Genomic DNA, 16,328 nt, shown 5'->3' with positions numbered 1-16,328 from the left:
CGGCGACTTATTCACATCGAGTTGTTAATTTGAAGATACGGGGCTGATTTTAGTCAGCATCGGTAAGTCTAATACTACATTGAGAAACTATAAAATACGGATTACATAAATCTGTAAGAAGGTATGCAGGTTTGATTCTGTTATCTGAAATTTCCTAAACCATGTTTATTCAGCTACTGCGAAAACCATGATAGTTAGGTACTTTAAACTTTAACCGTTTGTCCCCAAGTTTGGATACAATGCTAATTTGAAAATCTAAAAAAATCTGCACAAAGGACGGAACATGGCAGACCGCAATTATTATGAAATTCTGGGTGTAGACCGCAAAGCCAGCGACGATGATATTAAGAAAGCCTATCGTAAGCTGGTACGCAAATATCATCCGGATGTCAGTAAAGATCCAGATGCTGTAGCCAAAACCAGTGAAATTAATATTGCCTACGAAACTTTGCATGATAAGGAAAAACGAGCCGAATACGACGCTATGCTGGACAATCCGTTTGGCCATGGCGCCCAGCAACAGGCCGGCGGTCGTAGTGGATTTAATTATCAGCAATACGATTTTGACCCCAGCCATTTTGGTCAGAACGGTGCTTTCGGTAATGGTGATTTTCATTTCAACGATTTATTTTCAGCATTTGGCAGCCGTGGGGGACATGGTTTTCAGCAAAACCGTACTGGTCCGATCAAAGGGGAAGATCAGCATGCTGAGTTGGTAATTGACATCGACACAGCCTACCACGGTGCTCAGCGCAGCATGTCACTGGAAATGCCTACGCTCAATGCTCAGGGTCAGATGAGCTACGAGCGTAAAACCCTGAATGTTAAAATTCCGGCTGGTATAACAGAAGGACAACAAATTCGTCTTAGCGGACAAGGCTTGCCGGGTATTAATGGTGGAGCAGCTGGAGATTTATACTTAAAAATCAGTTTCCGCAATCAGGACAACCTGTATGTGCAGAATCGAAAGGATGTATACCAGCGCATCAGTGTGGCACCATGGACAGCAGCATTGGGCGGGAAAATTGACGTCAGCACACCTGCTGGCAAGTTAAGTATGAATCTTCCGGCCAACAGTCACAATGGTCAGAAAATGCGCTTGAAAGGCAAAGGCATACCAGCCAAAGAGGCTGGCGATTTGTATCTGCTGGTTAATATCGTTCTACCCAAGAGCGACACCGAAGCTGACCGCGCCGCATGGCAGGCATTGGCTCAGCACTATGCAGGTTTTCAGCCTGAGAACCACGTTTGATAGCAGGAGCATAACATGAATAATATTCAACAAGATATAGAGTTAAGCTTTGACGATTTGGTTCGCGCCTGCGACAATCAAAGCAGTTGGGTACTGAGTCTGATTGCTGAAAGTGTCATTCCTGCAACTCAGAAACCAGAATTAGCACGCTACACTGGCTATCACATGGCAATTGCACGGCGTGCATGGCGCATTCACCGTGATTTCGATGCCAGTGCCAGTGCCACCGCTCTGATCTTGCAATTATTAGATGAAGTGGAAGATTTGCGCCGTCGCGGTTAGTACAGTATGGTTTTGATTCAGTGAAAGCAAGCTTACTGGTCGTTGTCTGGTAATTGTGCTGACCCCATCCGCCGTAAAATTACATTGGCTTTGCGGCGGATTTCCTTATCGTGCGGGTGGTCAGCGTAGTATAAAGGTCGAGGAACTCGAGCGGCCAACTTGGCTGCCTGTTGTGCCGATAATTGCATAGCTGTACGTCCGTAAATCGTCTCACTTGCCGCTTCTGCACCATATACGCCATAGCCCCATTCAATAACATTCAAGTACAAAGCGAAAATCCTGTCTTTATTCGTTGTGGCTTCCAGTAAGGAAGTGATTACTGCCTCTTCTGCCTTGCGCCAGTAATGGCGGCTTTCAGATAAAAACAGATTTTTGGCCAATTGTTGGCTGATGGTAGAACCGCCAGCCCTAATCTTGCCCTGATGTTCATTTTTTTTAATTGCCGTACGAATGCCGTTCCAGTCGAAACCATCATGTTCGGCAAAGCGTGCATCCTCAGATGCAATTAGCGCTTTTTTCAGATTTGGCGAAATGCGGTTATATGCTACCCATTGGTAATTTAGTTCCGTATCAGGACGGGAAGCAGCCAGTTCATGCATACGCAGCAACATAAATACCGTACGGTGAGGTGCTACAGCACGGTAAGTTAAAAGGCTGCCATAAACGTATGCATTAAACAGCAAAAACAACGTCACCAGCATAATCAATAAACTGCGCACAATTTTCATCTTTTTTCCATTTCCGCGCGCATCTGCTCTGTTACCGGCCGGATATCCGGTCTAAATCCATGCCATAATTCGTAAGAAGCAGCTGCCTGTGCAACCAGCATTCCAAGACCATCTGCCAGCAGCGGACATCCTGCAGTCTTTGCCTGTAGTAGATACGGCGTTAGTTCCGCCGCATACATCATATCGTAGGCTAGTTTGGCCTTTGCCAGCACAGCAGATGGTATGGGCAGGGTCTGCCCATATAAACTCCCAGAAGTAGCATTTATGATAACATCATATTGAGGTTGAATCTGATGATATTCACACCAACTTACTTCATGTTCCTGTGCCAACGACTGTACTTTGTGCACTGTACGGTTGGCAATGGTTAATGAAGCCGGATGTTGCTGCAAAAGTGGTTGAATCACTCCACGTGCCGCACCACCGGCACCCAATAGCAATATGTGCTGATTAAAGAGTGAAAACGACAACAACTCTTCAATCGCTCGCACTAGTCCAACACCGTCTGTGTTGTCGCCAAGCAAACAACCATCATGCCAAAACAGTGTATTGACTGCTTTTGCTGCCTCCGCTCTAGAAGTTAGCTTATCGGCAAGCGTAAAAGCTTCATGCTTGAACGGCACCGTAACATTGGCACCAATGCCGCCTGCTGCAAAAAAAGCCTTTGCAGTAGCCGCAAATTCGTTCATAGGTGCCAAACGACGTTCATAGATTAATTCCCGCCCTTCCTGTGCAGCAAAAGCCTGATGAATCTGTGGCGAGCGACTATGCGCAATCGGATTTCCAAACACAGCAAACATATTGTTCCGTTCCCCTCTGCAAAAAAAATTAGCTGTTGCTATTATCCAGCCTCTACCACGCTATGGCAAAAATGCATGAAAAAACGTGTGAGCACAATAAAAAATTAAATAATTAATGACGGTATAACTCTGATTCAGCCTCATTCGATTTAAAGCTGCCAACTTTTGCTTTTAGGCAAATAAGCTGATTTCCAACATACAATCAGACCTGTATTTAAGCAACATACGTAAAAATTTATTTTTAATTAACCTAAACTTACTATATTATCTACTTAAGACTTAATCGTTTTATATTCGTTTTATCTAACTATACTAAATATAGCCTGATTACATCCAGGTAAACACATAACTACTTATCAATGTTCTGAACCAGCATTCAGTTTGTCTAAAACTGTTGAAACAGCCGGCATTCAGATTCCTTTTATATCTGCACCTAAACGCACAAAGCCATTGATACAGTAATTATCCGGGATGACTCATGCATAAACATCACACTTTCACACCCCACCTAACAAACAAACTGCCCCTTCACGTTAAGCTAGGCTATGCTATCGGACAAATGGCCGATTCAGTAGCCTACAATTTTTTTTATGTTTTTTATCTGTTTTTCCTCACCAACGTGGCCAACATCCCACCCGCGCAGGCCGGTACCATCATACTGATAGCTGTTGTATGGGATGCAGTGGCAGATCCACTGGTCGGGCAATTTTCCGACAATATCAGCCTGCACTGGGGTAGAAGGCGGCCGCTAATGCTGGCGGCAATTCTTCCCTACAGCCTTCTACTGTTGCTGCTCTATACCGATATTCCTGCTCTTAGCATCAATCAGAAAACGGTATATTTCACAATCATTGCCATTCTGTTCTGGTCTACTTACAAAATTTATGTGATTCCCTTTTATACACTTGGTGCAGAAATGACAAACGATTTTGATGAACGTACGTCGGTACGTGTGTGGGCAGGTTATGCTCTGAATATAGCGGTGTTAATTTCTTCTTCAGCACCGCCCTTAATCGTTAAATGGATTGTTGATGCTGGCTACAGCGTAAGCAGTGGCTGGCATGGTGTCAGCTTGATATTTGCTGTTGTTACACTAGGAAGTGGCCTTACTTGCTGGTATCTTACCCGCGGTTACGAATTACCAGCACAGAAAAAAGCATTCTCAGAGCTCAATCCAATTCATTTACTGGCTTTTTTCAAAGCAGTTATTTGCAACATGAAAGAAATAGGACGGCTGTCATCAAGTAGATTTCTTGGTGCTTCGGTGTTTTTCTGGTCGGCAGCCTATGCCCTCAGTACCGGCGCACTTTATTATCTTTTTCTAAATAATCTGGCTTACAGTGAAAAGGAAGCCTCCATTGCTTTCCTAATATTCAGCCTACTCGCTCTGGCGTGGCTGCCGGTGGTGAATTACACCGCACAGAAATTTGACAAAAAAAATGTTTATTATCTATCCATGCTGATCAGTTCTAGCGGTACTGGAATTTTTTTCTTTAGTGGTTTTCCCAACCTTAGCATGCTAATGCTATATTTAATTCTGCTTCAGCTTGGAAACAGTTATTTTTGGACTATTTACTATGCCATGATGTACGACATCTGTGAGCTGGATGATTTTATCAACAGCAAACGTAGGGAAGGCGCAATTACTTCCCTGATGTCATTTTTACAAAAATTTGGTAGTGCTCTAGCCATCTGGTTTATCGGATTGTATCTAGCTCAGCACGGCTACATTTCGTCCAGCGGGCAACAACATATCATTCAGCCACCTCAAGCACAGTACGCGATTCTAGAACTAAACACATGGATTCATGCACTCGCCGGTATACTAGCTGCGTTTTTCTCCATAGGCTATCCTCTCACCCGCAGCCGCTATCAAGCATTACTCAGTGCACTAAATGCAAAAAAAGCGTGCAAGCCCCATAATTCCAGCGATTTCAAACAATTACTTTAATTTTTTTTAAAAAAAGTGTATCCTTTTCTTTCCTATAACAAAAAATGAAACTACAAGGAGATGAAATATGTCTAAAAAACGTGCCCGAGAATTAGGTATTCCATTAACAGGTATCACTGGTAAATACAATGCCATTACCGATGTTACAGGTGTTGAAGTCGGCTATAGTACCGTCGTATACGGTACACCAGATGATTACACCGGACCCGGTTCACCTTTTGCTCGGACTGGTGTTACCGCCATTTTGCCCAGAGGTCGGCAGCGAAGTGCCGTTTTTGCTGGTCGGCATGATTTAAATGGTAACGGAGAACTAACCGGTACACATTGGGTGGACGATTCCGGCCTACTACACGGTCCGGTACTGATCACCAATACCAACAGCGTGGGTATTGTGCGCGACACCACCAGCAAATGGATGATTGACAACCATTTTTACTATCCCTATGTTAACAATGGCCAGCCAGTAGACGGAGTTGGTTATTTTTATCCGGTAGTGGGAGAAACTTGGGATGGATTACTCAACGATATCAACGGATTTCATATCAAACCGAAACACGCTTTAGAAGCCTTGCATAATGCTCATCCAGGAGCGATTGCCGAAGGTAATGTTGGCGGCGGAACTGGTATGATTTGTCATGATTTCAAAGGTGGCACCGGTACTGCATCACGACTGGTCAGCACTGAAGCAGGGAATTTCACGCTAGGGGTACTGGTACAGGCCAACCATGGCATGCGAGACACTTTTCAAATATGCGGAATTCCTCTCAAAGATGAATTCGGTCCAGAGACGATGCCGATTATCAATACCTTTGCCCCCAAACCGGGTACAGGTTCAATTATTGTTATTATCGCCACCGATGCACCCTTACTACCGTGGCAGTTAAGTAAACTGGCTAAGCGTGTACCGATTGGTATTGGCTTACTTGGCGCCTATGGCGATAATGGTTCTGGTGACATTTTTCTGGCGTTTTCTACAGCCAATGAAGATGCATATGGAATTGGGATTAGCAAAATTGATTTCCTTAGTGATGAAATCATCGATCCGTTGTATGTCGCTACCGTAGAAGCTGTACAAGAAGCGGTGCTGAATGCCTTGTGCGCAGCAGAAACTATGGAAGGGCGCGACCATAATCTGGTACAGGCTCTTCCGCAAAACCAACTTGTAGCCATATTAAAAAAATACGGTAAAATTAAATAATTACCTGCTAGTATTACACTACAGCCCGCTAGTAAAGTTAGCGGGCTATTTTGATTTAGCATTTTTTTCTCATCTATCTAAACTAGACTCTTAGAATTGGGTTTTGCCAACCATCTTCAAACTCAAAATTGTTCTGATTAGATAGTAAATAAAGCAAAGCAATTTGCGCCAATCACCCTACTTTCTAGACCACCTTAAACTAATAGTTCAGTATTTCAGATATAAAGAAGAATAAATATTTATAACAACATGTTTTTAAATAAATTAATTTAACAACCACAGTAAAGTCTTCTTTTTTTACATCAGTGCATTTTTTTTACAAAACAATTGTGGCAGAATCAAGATAACTTACAAGAGAGTGCACCACTCTCCATACCTTAATGGGAGTCCTAAAATGTCAATAAAAGAAGTAGTCAGCCTGATAGAAGCAAACGATGCTAAATTTATCGATTTGCGCTTTACCGATACCAAAGGCAAACAACAGCATGTATCTGTCCCTGCCCGAATTGTGCTGGAAGATCCAGAAGAATGGTTTGAAAACGGGCAGGCCTTTGATGGTTCATCCATCGCCGGTTGGAAAGGTATTCAAGCTTCTGACATGACCCTGAAACCGGATGCCTCCACTGCATTCATCGACCCTTTTTATGATGATACAACAGTAGTTTTAACCTGTGACGTTATCGACCCAGCAAATGGTCAGGGCTACGATCGCGACCCGCGTTCCATTGCCAAACGTGCTGAAGCTTATCTGAAATCTACAGGCATTGGTGATACCGCTTTCTTCGGACCAGAACCTGAATTTTTCGTATTTGACGGCGTAGAATGGCAAACCGACATGAGCGGTACCCGTTACAAAATTCATTCTGAAGAAGCTGCATGGTCCAGTGGCGAATCTTACGACGGCCAAAATACCGGCCACCGTCCGGGTGTAAAAGGCGGCTATTTTCCAGTTGCACCTGTAGATTCTGGACAGGATCTGCGTTCAGCCTGCACCCAAACATTAGAAGCCATCGGTATTCCGGTTGAAGTTCATCATCACGAAGTGGCTACTGCTGGCCAGATGGAAATCGGTACTCGTTTTAACACACTGGTTCGTCGCGCAGACTGGACTCAGGACATGAAATACGTGATTCAGAACGTAGCTCATAATTTTGGTAAAACTGCCACCTTTATGCCAAAACCAATTCTGGGTGATAATGGTTCAGGTATGCACGTACATCAGTCCATTTGGAAAGACGGCCAGAATCTGTTCTCCGGAGACGGCTATGCCGGTTTGTCTGATCTGGCGCTGTACTACATCGGCGGCATCATCAAACATGCCAAAGCACTGAACGCACTTACCAATCCGTCCACCAACTCTTACAAACGGTTGGTTCCGCATTTCGAAGCTCCTACCAAACTGGCTTACTCTGCCAAAAACCGCTCAGCTTCTATCCGCATCCCTTATGTAGCCAGTGCCAAAGCGCGCCGTATCGAAGCTCGCTTTCCAGATCCCACCGCCAACCCTTATTTGGCGTTTACCGCCTTACTGATGGCAGGTCTGGACGGTATTCAAAACAAAATTCATCCGGGCGACCCGTCAGATAAAAATCTGTACGACCTGCCGCCAGAAGAAGATGCATTGGTTCCAACCGTCTGCGCCTCTCTGGAGGAAGCATTGGAAGCATTAAAAGCAGACCACGAATTCCTCACTCGTGGTGGTGTATTCAGTCAGGACTGGATTGACAGCTACATCGATTTCAAGAGCGAAGATGTGAAACGCATTCGTATGGCTCCTCACCCACTTGAATTCGAACTGTATTACAGCCTATAAAAGCTCAGCTTTAAACTAATTACTTAGACCGTTCACACTCAGGATCATATTGCCTTCGGCACATTTATCCTGAATGTGTAGCGGTCTTATTTTTAATATAGCTGCATCTAGCATAAACAAAAGCAGCTTAAAGCCAGTCAACATATTCAGCTTAGAACCAAGCAAATTGTCTACAGCCAATTTCGCAGCACTGGACTTTTTCAAATATCCTCATTCATCACACATCTTCACAACAAAAAATCAGAAGTGTATCTTTTTTTGCGATAAGCATATCACCACTCAGCCATTCATAGCAGTTATCACAACGATAAGGTAACATTACGTCTGTCTAAAGTTAAAACATCTTCATTATGACCGCGCAAGATATGCTCGCCACCGTAGACCTTGGTTCAAACAGCTTTCGTCTGCAAATTTGTCATAACCAGAATGGCCATTTACAGGTAGTCGATTCCATCAAGGAAATGGTGCGTCTAGCTGCAGGTCTTGATGATCAGAAAAATCTTGATCAGTCTTCGCAACAACGCGCCCTCGACTGTCTGGCCAGATTCGGTGAACGGCTGCGGGGTTTTAGTCCCGATCAGGTACGTGCTGTGGCCACCAATACTTTCCGAGTAGCCAAAAACATCAGCCAGTTTATGCCTCTTGCCGAAGCCAAACTGGGTTTTCCCATCGACATCATTGCCGGACGCGAGGAGGCACGCCTGATTTACACTGGTGTGGTTCATACTCTGCCACCAAAAGGCGAAAACATGCTGGTTATCGATATTGGTGGCGGTTCAACTGAATTTGTCATCGGGCATGAATTACAGCCTGCCATCACCGAAAGCCTTAGCCTCGGCTGTGTTTCCTACAGTATGCGTTTTTTTCCACGAGGCAAAATAAATAACAAAAATTTTCAGGCCGCCGTCAATAGCGCACGTGCCGAAATACAGCGCATCTCTGTAGCACTCAAAAATATTGGCTGGGGCTATGCTATTGGAACATCGGGTTCAGCCCGTTCCATCCGCGATGTTATCGCCGCTGGAGATGAATCTATTGATGCCATTACTGCAGCGCAGATGCAGAAAATTGCCAGCCGTATCATCACCGCCGGCAGTACCAAAAAAGCCAGACTAGAAGGATTAAAACCTGATCGCCTAGAAGTATTTGCCGGCGGGTTAGCTGTAATGACAGCAGCTTTTGCCGAGCTCAACATCCGCGAAATGACCATCACCGATGCCGCTCTACGCGATGGCGTATTCTACGACATGATTGGTCGCCAGCTTGGCGATGATATGCGCAACCAAACCATTGCTGACTTCCAGAAACGTTACCATGTAGATACTATTCAGGCACAGAGAGTTGCAACTTTGGCGCAAATGATATTTAGCCACCTCACCGCCTCCATCAGCTCAGACCATCCAGAGCAATGGCAGCAGTACGTTCGCTGGGGAGCATTACTTCATGAAATCGGGCTCGATATTTCACACACAGGCTTTCATAAGCACGCTGCATACATACTGGATCAGGCAGATATGCCCGGCTTTTCGCGCAAAGAACAACATATATTGGCCACACTCGTATTGGGACAACGTGGCGACCTGCGTAAAATAGCCGAATTTAGCCAGCAGGAAATGCTATGGCTTGGTATCTTGTCACTGCGGCTAGCAGTACTATTTTGCCGTGCAAGACAGGATATACAGATACCCGTAAATCACTGTGACATCCACTATCACAAAAACAGCCATCAGCTACTCATCAGTCTTGACAAAGAATGGTTACAACATAATCCGCTAACCGCCAGTGCCTTATTGCAGGAATCTGTTCTATGGCAGAAAATAGGACTGCAGCTTGAAATCAAGGCTATCTGAAACCTGTTCAGTGAGGTTGTCTCATGAGTACACCGCAACATGTTTCCAGTAACAAACTGGTTCAGACCCACAACCTACCCAGTCTGGTTCATCGTAGCAACGTGAGCAACATGCCGGCGCAATCCATGACCATCATTCAGATTAATGCCAGCCAGTTTCTCAACCACACCTACACCGAAAATGATATCCGCACAGAAAACATACCGACTCTCAGCAAAGACAGCCTGACCTGGATTCATCTTGTCGGTATAACAGATAACGACCAATTACATGAGTTATTACAGCCTTTCAACATCCACGAACTGGCGATGGAAGATATACTCAGCCGTAAACAACGCCCAAAAATCGAAGACTACGGTCACTATCTATTCGTTGCTGCACGTATTTTTGTCTATAAAAAGCAGAAACTTCAGTACAACCAAATTTATCTCATCATTGGCCAAAACTACATCATCACCTTTCAGTTCGAACCATTAGGATTACTACATATCATTCGCAAGTACATCCAGCACAATTACAGCAGCATTTACAGCAAAGGCATTGATTTTCTGGCTTATTCATTGCTGGACCGTATAGTAGACGATTATTTTGTAACTGTAGATGAATTTGATAACCGCGTAGAAGGACTAGACAAACGCCTATTTAGCAACAGCAACAAAAACCTATTAATGTCCATCCATCAGCTCAAACGCGATGCCATCAGCCTACGCCGTACCCTCTCACCCATACGCGATATCATCGGCCGCATCGTACATAATGAATTTTCTTTATTCAGCCAAGATATACACGTCTATTTACTTGACGTCTACGACCATACGCAGCAACTGATGGAGACACTCGACAGCGCACGCGACACCGTAACAGGCATGATGGATGTACACCTATCCTATCAGTCCAATCACCTTAACGAACAAATGCGCATGCTCACTGTAATCACCATCATTGTCATGCCTCTGAATGTCCTCACCGGCATATATGGGATGAATTTCGATAACATCCCCGAGCTACACTGGCACTATGGGTACTATATCGTCCTTGGCCTGATGGCTACCATCATCATTAGCCTGTTAATTTATTTTTACCGGCGCCACTGGTTATAACCTTTACCAGCTTTTATAATTACACACAGTCTTCAAAGAAAGACAAATATTCACATATAAACACACATATCAAAGGTAAAACCATGGTTCCTACACCCTTACCACCGCAAGGTGCACAGCATCAGCTATCTATGTCCGTACTTATGACGCCAGCATTAGCGAATTTTCATGGTAACGTTCATGGCGGCGATTTACTCAAATTGCTAGATCAGGTAGCCTATGCCTGTGCCAGCCGCTATTCTGGCGAATACGTCGTGACCCTGTCCGTGGATCAGGTAATTTTTAAAGAGCCCATCCATGTAGGTGAGTTGGTGACCTTTTATGCTTCTGTCAATCATGTAGGCCGTACTTCTATGGAAGTAGGCATACGGGTAGAAGCACAGGATATCCAACACCGTAGTGCCCGCCATACTAATAGCTGTTATTTCAGCATGGTAGCCGTCGATAAAAACGGTAAACCTACTAAAGTACCACCATTATGTATCGGCACTGAAGAACAGGCGCGCCGTTTTCAGGAAGGTGCCATCCGTAAGGAAGCACGCTTAAAAGCAGCTAAAGCCAAACACAAACCAACCGTTTAAATATCTTAGAAAGTTAGCATCAATGTTTACAGGCATCGTACAAGGATTAGGTATCGTCACCGCTATCAGCGAAAAGCAGCAATTGCGCACTATACAAGTACGCCTGCCACAAGGCGCCAGCGAAAGCCTCTCTATCGGTGCCTCCGTAGCTAACAATGGCTGCTGCCTCACCATCACGGCTATTAAAGGTGATGAAGTCTCTTTCGATATAATGGCAGAAAGCTTGGCCAGAACCAATCTCGGCCAACTAAATATCGGTGATGCCGTAAACATTGAACGCGCCGCCCGTTATGGTGATGAAATTGGTGGCCATATCATGAGCGGACATATTTTTACTACTACAAGCATAATCCGCATTGACGATACCCCGCCTAATCGGACAGTGTGGTTCAAATTACCAGCTAGCGCCGCTCCCTATATTCTCACCAAAGGCTTTATTGGTTTAAATGGATGCAGCCTCACAATCGGTGAGGTAACCACAGAAGAATTCAATGTCCACCTGATACCTGAAACGATGAACAGGACACTTTTTGGAAGATGTCAGGTAAACGATTGCATCAATCTAGAGATAGATGCTCAGACACAGGCAATTGTAGATACAGTGCAAAAATATCTGCAATTACAGCATAAACAATAAATTCATTGCTGCACCAAATTTTTAAACCCTGTTTTAAAGCATTCTTATCAGCCATTACTATTTAATAAAAAAGGCAGACGGAAAACCTGAACATTAGAAAAGAACAACAATCCAAACCATTAAATGATAATATATGTAAATAATTACTATATATTATTAAGTATATTTAAAATAATAAAGCTATTGCAATTTTTAATTATTTTACACTAGGATACTTATTGTTATGGAATGGTTTATCAGCTGTATGACCACAAATTATTTTAATTTCCAAGGTCGGGCCCGTCGTAAAGAATACTGGTTTTTTACCTTAATAATATTCTTGATTGGCGTTTTAATAGGCATAATCGCATCTGTTCTCGGATTAGAAGAATCAACCATTAAAATGATTCAATTAATTTGGGGTTTAGTATTATTTATGCCAGCCTTAGGGGTACAAGTGCGTCGATTACACGATATCAGTCGTTCTGGCTGGTGGATTTTATTAAACTTAATTCCTATAATCGGCCCACTAGTAATATTTATCTTCAACCTATTGGACTCCACACCGGGTGATAATGAATACGGTCCAAATCCTAAATATTAATACACTCAACCACCTCAGCAATGATGTTCATGAGGTGGTTAAAAATACTTTATAAGAATTTTATTAATATCCAAGCTAATATATTTTATAACTATTCTAGTGAATTAAAATAAAGATAATCTTAACTTAGTTTTCAGTTTAATCGCTTTATCAGATATAGTTTTATGAGAGCGTAAGCATTCAGTGAAAAAAAATATGCACGAAGAATAGTTATAAATTTATGATGATTTATCATATCTTTCCTATTTGATACAGTGTATATATTAATGTTTTAAACAAACCAATGTCAGTTACACCAATGCATGATTAAAAACTTAATACAAGAAATTTCTAAAATCAAAATTTATTCTTAGTCAAAATATAATATTAATCAAATTTCAAATATATTTAATTTTTCTTTTTAAAAATAAAGCATTCGAGAAATAGATGAATTGTCTAACCAATCAAACCAAATTTAAGCTTGAATAACAAATCATATAAATTAATTTAAATTATATTGGTATGGCATTATTTAAATATAATAACACAGTATAAGATAAACTTCTTGCGAGAAAACTTCACTCAACATAATTCTTTATCGGATTTAAATTAAATGCTAAAAAGCGAGAAGCAAAATAACAATAGAATATAATAAAAAGGTTTTCTTATTTAATTATCAGGTTCTTTTTTTATTTTAGTTATCAGCGCTTGGCCTATCTATTTAAGTTTGTTTGAGTTGAACAATTGCATGATAATTGCAAAATTGATGATAGAAATAATTACCATCCCCAAACTAAATTACATGAATAATATATTAGCTTTATCAATTTTTGTGCCGTATCAATACTAAGACACATAATAACCGTCTGGATTTTTGAAATAAAATCCAATAATTTCTATAAAGTAATAGTTGTAATCGGTTGTATTTGGGGTATACCCAAGACTCTATTATCTTTAATATTATTTATTGGTAATGGTTTTCTAATTTTGCTTGCAGCTTGTTTGACGGTCTATCTAACATAATGGTATTTCTAAGGGGATACAGATTATCCAATGGGCCATACATCCCAAACATTCCTGAATAAAAACCTGAAGAACGACCTAACAATAAAATATTTATAAACACGGCGATAAAATATCGTAAACCAAAGAAGAAACAATATTTTGTATTTTTTGCATCAACTGATATTTCAATAGTCTGCATATTCCAACAAACAACAAAGCGGCAAGAGCTTATTGCAGCCTATCTATACAAGTCATCGCGAGTAGTGCAGATTAAAGCATCCGGTATTACTCAATCAGGAGTAAAATACACATTATTTTGCCAAGGGAGCGTTGAAAACATCATGAGCATTGCCACCATTCCAGAAATTATTGCAGACATTAAAGCAGGCAAAATGGTTATTCTTACTGATGCAGAAGACCGTGAAAACGAAGGCGATTTAATCATGGCGGCACAATTTGTTACGCCGGAAGCCATCAATTTCATGATTAAATACGCCCGCGGACTCGTATGCCTACCTTTAGAAGAAGAAATTGTAGACCGTCTACGCCTGCCCCTGATGACCCAGAATAATGGTGCCCAGTATGGCACCAATTTCACCGTTTCCATTGAAGCAGCTCATGGTATCACTACCGGTATTTCTGCCGCAGACCGGGCTCATACCGTACAGGCAGCTGTTTCACCAGCCGCAAAGGCAGAAGATATTGTACAACCAGGCCATATTTTCCCACTGCGTGCACAAAAAGGTGGTGTGTTGGTACGTACCGGCCATACTGAAGCCAGCGTTGATCTAGCCAAACTGGCTGGTCTGATTCCAGCAGCCGTTATCTGTGAAATCATCAATGATGACGGTACCATGGCAAGGATGCCAGAACTAAAGATTTTTGCCGAAAAACACAACATTAAAATCGGAACGATTGCTGATCTGATAGAGTACCGCAGCCGCCATGAAAGTTTGATAGAAGAATTGGGTGTCAACACCATTCATACTACATGGGGTGATTTCACTCAGCATGTGTATGTAGATCAGCTATCAGGGGAAACTCATCTAGCATTGGTAAAAGGCAATCCAGAAACAGTCGATGAAGTATTGGTTCGGGTACACGAACCATTCAGTGCCATGGATTTTTTACAACCGAATCAGCTACACACATGGCCACTACCGGAAGCCATGGCTCGTATTCAGCAAGCAGATGCTGGCGTAATTATTCTTATGCATCGAACCGAAACCGGTGCTACCCTGCTCGACCGTACTTTACCAAAAGGCACTCATCAGGCCAGACAATGGGACAGCAAAACCTATGGCATCGGTGCACAAATACTGGCCGGACTCAAAGTAAAGCGTATGCGAGTAATGGGTAAGCCATCAGCCTTTACCGGTTTGAATGGTTTTGGTCTTGAAGTATCCGGATTTGAAGAACCAACTAAATAATATTTCTTTACGAAACAAGTATATATTTTAGTAGCCCATTTGAAATACAATACGCACCCTCAGGCTGTCCGAACTATCTGATGTCATCATCTGCTGCCATCAGATAATTCGGACAGCCTATTGTAATGTGGCTTTCAAGGATAGAATTTCATGCAACTCACCCCACAAAAATGGGCTGCTTCCGGTTTAACTGTTGGCTGCGTGGTTTTCGGGCTCGGCAGTCTGATTGTCAAATTTGTTTCAATTGGTTCCTATGCCGTAGCCCTGTGGCGCGTATTCATAGGTGGCATCGTTTTTTTGCTGCTCAGCCGACATTTTGGACAAAAATTACCAACTAGCGGTACGGCTAAACGGTTTTGTATTCTGTCCGGCGTATTTTTAGGTTTCGATCTGGCTTTCTGGCATGAAAGTATTCACGCTGTTGGGCCTGGAATTTCTACTTTGCTCAACAGTATGCAGATTTTTTTTCTAGCTGCCATCGCATGGTTTTTCTTCGGTGAACGACAGAGTAAACTACAATTATTCAGCATGCTGTTGTCTGTAATCGGCATTATACTCATTGCCCATCCTGAGCTGCATCACAACAGCCATGGCGGATACGGCATATTTATCGGCCTGATTTCAGGAGGTGCCATGGCTGCCTCTATGGCCTGTATCCGGCAGGCACATCAGTCAGAACCAGTTTCATTATTTCCACTCATGCTGCTGGTAAGTGTAGGTGCAGTAGCTGCATTAATTGTACCCAGCATCCTGATAGACACTCATCGTTTTTGGCCATCAAGCATGAAAGATGTGCTGCTGATAATGATTTACGGCGTAGTCATGCAATGTTTTGCATGGGGATTGATTGCCTATGCCGTACCCCTTTTATCATTAACCTTAACCGGACTGTTATTACTGAGCGAACCAGTGGCTGCCATACTAATAGACTTTTTTATCCTGAATAAACCCATAAACGCACTCCAATGGACAGGAACAGCTTTAACTCTTCTAGCCATCTATCTGGGTTCACTCAAACCAAAACACAATTTGAAAAAAACCGCATAGGCATTCCACCCTATCAGCAAATTCGGTAAAATCAGTCCGATAAATACCAGCATTAGCGTTGTAAGAGCGTGAACATATTAGCCTGTTCTTGC

At 42.7% G+C, this 16,328-nt stretch carries 14 protein-coding genes; 12 read left to right on the top strand and 2 right to left on the bottom strand.

Features of this window, described 5'->3' with window-relative positions:
• Positions 1 to 283: 283 nt before the first annotated feature.
• Together BHC43_RS06230 and BHC43_RS06225 are read left to right on the top strand one after the other, a co-directional pair.
• Positions 284 to 1,252, top strand: coding sequence for a DnaJ C-terminal domain-containing protein (locus BHC43_RS06230; protein ID WP_100156831.1), 969 nt, complete (start codon positions 284 to 286; stop codon positions 1,250 to 1,252).
• 15 nt (positions 1,253 to 1,267) lie between these two features.
• Entirely contained in the window at positions 1,268 to 1,534 is a 267-nt protein-coding gene (locus BHC43_RS06225; RefSeq protein WP_100139932.1) for a chaperone modulator CbpM, read from the top strand.
• A gap of 32 nt (positions 1,535 to 1,566) precedes the next feature.
• Here BHC43_RS06225 and mtgA read toward each other — a convergent pair whose 3' ends face one another.
• A complete protein-coding gene (mtgA, locus tag BHC43_RS06220) occupies positions 1,567 to 2,262 on the bottom strand; it encodes a monofunctional biosynthetic peptidoglycan transglycosylase (RefSeq protein ID WP_100156830.1) in 696 nt (231 codons plus the stop codon).
• Positions 2,259 to 3,062: a shikimate dehydrogenase gene (aroE, locus tag BHC43_RS06215; RefSeq protein ID WP_100156829.1), complete on the bottom strand. Its 804-nt coding sequence runs from the start codon at positions 3,060 to 3,062 to the stop codon at positions 2,259 to 2,261. Before aroE ends, mtgA begins: the two co-directional genes overlap by 4 nt.
• 478 nt (positions 3,063 to 3,540) lie before the next feature.
• Between aroE and BHC43_RS06210 the strand changes: the two genes are divergently transcribed.
• The 10 genes from BHC43_RS06210 to BHC43_RS06155 all read left to right on the top strand — a co-directional run bounded on the left by BHC43_RS06210 (position 3,541) and on the right by BHC43_RS06155 (position 16,236).
• Complete coding sequence (locus BHC43_RS06210) at positions 3,541 to 5,013, top strand: MFS transporter (protein ID WP_100156828.1); 1,473 nt, start codon at positions 3,541 to 3,543, stop codon at positions 5,011 to 5,013.
• Positions 5,014 to 5,080: 67 nt separating this feature from the next.
• Positions 5,081 to 6,211, top strand: a complete 1,131-nt coding sequence (locus BHC43_RS06205) for a DmpA family aminopeptidase (protein WP_100139928.1) — start codon at positions 5,081 to 5,083, stop codon at positions 6,209 to 6,211.
• Between the two features lie 394 nt (positions 6,212 to 6,605).
• Positions 6,606 to 8,024, top strand: a complete 1,419-nt coding sequence (glnA, locus tag BHC43_RS06200; protein WP_100139927.1) for a type I glutamate--ammonia ligase — start codon at positions 6,606 to 6,608, stop codon at positions 8,022 to 8,024.
• A gap of 350 nt (positions 8,025 to 8,374) precedes the next feature.
• Positions 8,375 to 9,874 carry an exopolyphosphatase gene (ppx, locus tag BHC43_RS06190; RefSeq protein ID WP_100152374.1) on the top strand — a complete coding sequence of 500 codons (1,500 nt, stop codon included), beginning with the start codon at positions 8,375 to 8,377 and terminating at the stop codon, positions 9,872 to 9,874.
• Positions 9,875 to 9,897: 23 nt separating this feature from the next.
• Entirely contained in the window at positions 9,898 to 10,974 is a 1,077-nt protein-coding gene (gene corA, locus BHC43_RS06185; protein ID WP_100156826.1) for a magnesium/cobalt transporter CorA, read from the top strand.
• Between the two features lie 83 nt (positions 10,975 to 11,057).
• Complete coding sequence (locus tag BHC43_RS06180) at positions 11,058 to 11,555, top strand: acyl-CoA thioesterase (RefSeq protein WP_100139923.1); 498 nt, start codon at positions 11,058 to 11,060, stop codon at positions 11,553 to 11,555.
• Between the two features lie 22 nt (positions 11,556 to 11,577).
• Positions 11,578 to 12,192 carry a riboflavin synthase subunit alpha gene (locus BHC43_RS06175; protein WP_100156825.1) on the top strand — a complete coding sequence of 205 codons (615 nt, stop codon included), beginning with the start codon at positions 11,578 to 11,580 and terminating at the stop codon, positions 12,190 to 12,192.
• A 223-nt stretch (positions 12,193 to 12,415) separates the two neighbouring features.
• A complete protein-coding gene (locus BHC43_RS06170; RefSeq protein WP_100156824.1) occupies positions 12,416 to 12,775 on the top strand; it encodes a DUF805 domain-containing protein in 360 nt (119 codons plus the stop codon).
• Between the two features lie 1,325 nt (positions 12,776 to 14,100).
• Positions 14,101 to 15,189 (top strand): bifunctional 3,4-dihydroxy-2-butanone-4-phosphate synthase/GTP cyclohydrolase II, encoded by a 1,089-nt coding sequence (ribBA, locus tag BHC43_RS06160; protein WP_373885635.1) that lies wholly within the window; start codon positions 14,101 to 14,103, stop codon positions 15,187 to 15,189.
• A gap of 150 nt (positions 15,190 to 15,339) precedes the next feature.
• A complete protein-coding gene (locus BHC43_RS06155) occupies positions 15,340 to 16,236 on the top strand; it encodes a DMT family transporter (protein WP_100156822.1) in 897 nt (298 codons plus the stop codon).
• The last annotated feature ends 92 nt before the right edge of the window (positions 16,237 to 16,328 follow it).

The organism is Snodgrassella alvi, from assembly GCF_002777855.1.
In the GTDB taxonomy this organism is placed as follows: Bacteria; Pseudomonadota; Gammaproteobacteria; order Burkholderiales; family Neisseriaceae; genus Snodgrassella; species Snodgrassella alvi_E.
This window is presented reverse-complemented; position numbering and strand designations above follow the sequence as displayed.

Coding starts and splice junctions, on each gene's coding strand:
- BHC43_RS06230 (WP_100156831.1), top strand. CDS start 284: ATGGCAGACCGCAATTATTATGAAATTCTGGGTGTAGACCGCAAAGCC.
- BHC43_RS06225 (WP_100139932.1), top strand. CDS start 1,268: ATGAATAATATTCAACAAGATATAGAGTTAAGCTTTGACGATTTGGTT.
- mtgA (WP_100156830.1), bottom strand. CDS start 2,262: ATGAAAATTGTGCGCAGTTTATTGATTATGCTGGTGACGTTGTTTTTG.
- aroE (WP_100156829.1), bottom strand. CDS start 3,062: ATGTTTGCTGTGTTTGGAAATCCGATTGCGCATAGTCGCTCGCCACAG.
- BHC43_RS06210 (WP_100156828.1), top strand. CDS start 3,541: ATGCATAAACATCACACTTTCACACCCCACCTAACAAACAAACTGCCC.
- BHC43_RS06205 (WP_100139928.1), top strand. CDS start 5,081: ATGTCTAAAAAACGTGCCCGAGAATTAGGTATTCCATTAACAGGTATC.
- glnA (WP_100139927.1), top strand. CDS start 6,606: ATGTCAATAAAAGAAGTAGTCAGCCTGATAGAAGCAAACGATGCTAAA.
- ppx (WP_100152374.1), top strand. CDS start 8,375: ATGACCGCGCAAGATATGCTCGCCACCGTAGACCTTGGTTCAAACAGC.
- corA (WP_100156826.1), top strand. CDS start 9,898: ATGAGTACACCGCAACATGTTTCCAGTAACAAACTGGTTCAGACCCAC.
- BHC43_RS06180 (WP_100139923.1), top strand. CDS start 11,058: ATGGTTCCTACACCCTTACCACCGCAAGGTGCACAGCATCAGCTATCT.
- BHC43_RS06175 (WP_100156825.1), top strand. CDS start 11,578: ATGTTTACAGGCATCGTACAAGGATTAGGTATCGTCACCGCTATCAGC.
- BHC43_RS06170 (WP_100156824.1), top strand. CDS start 12,416: ATGGAATGGTTTATCAGCTGTATGACCACAAATTATTTTAATTTCCAA.
- ribBA (WP_373885635.1), top strand. CDS start 14,101: ATGAGCATTGCCACCATTCCAGAAATTATTGCAGACATTAAAGCAGGC.
- BHC43_RS06155 (WP_100156822.1), top strand. CDS start 15,340: ATGCAACTCACCCCACAAAAATGGGCTGCTTCCGGTTTAACTGTTGGC.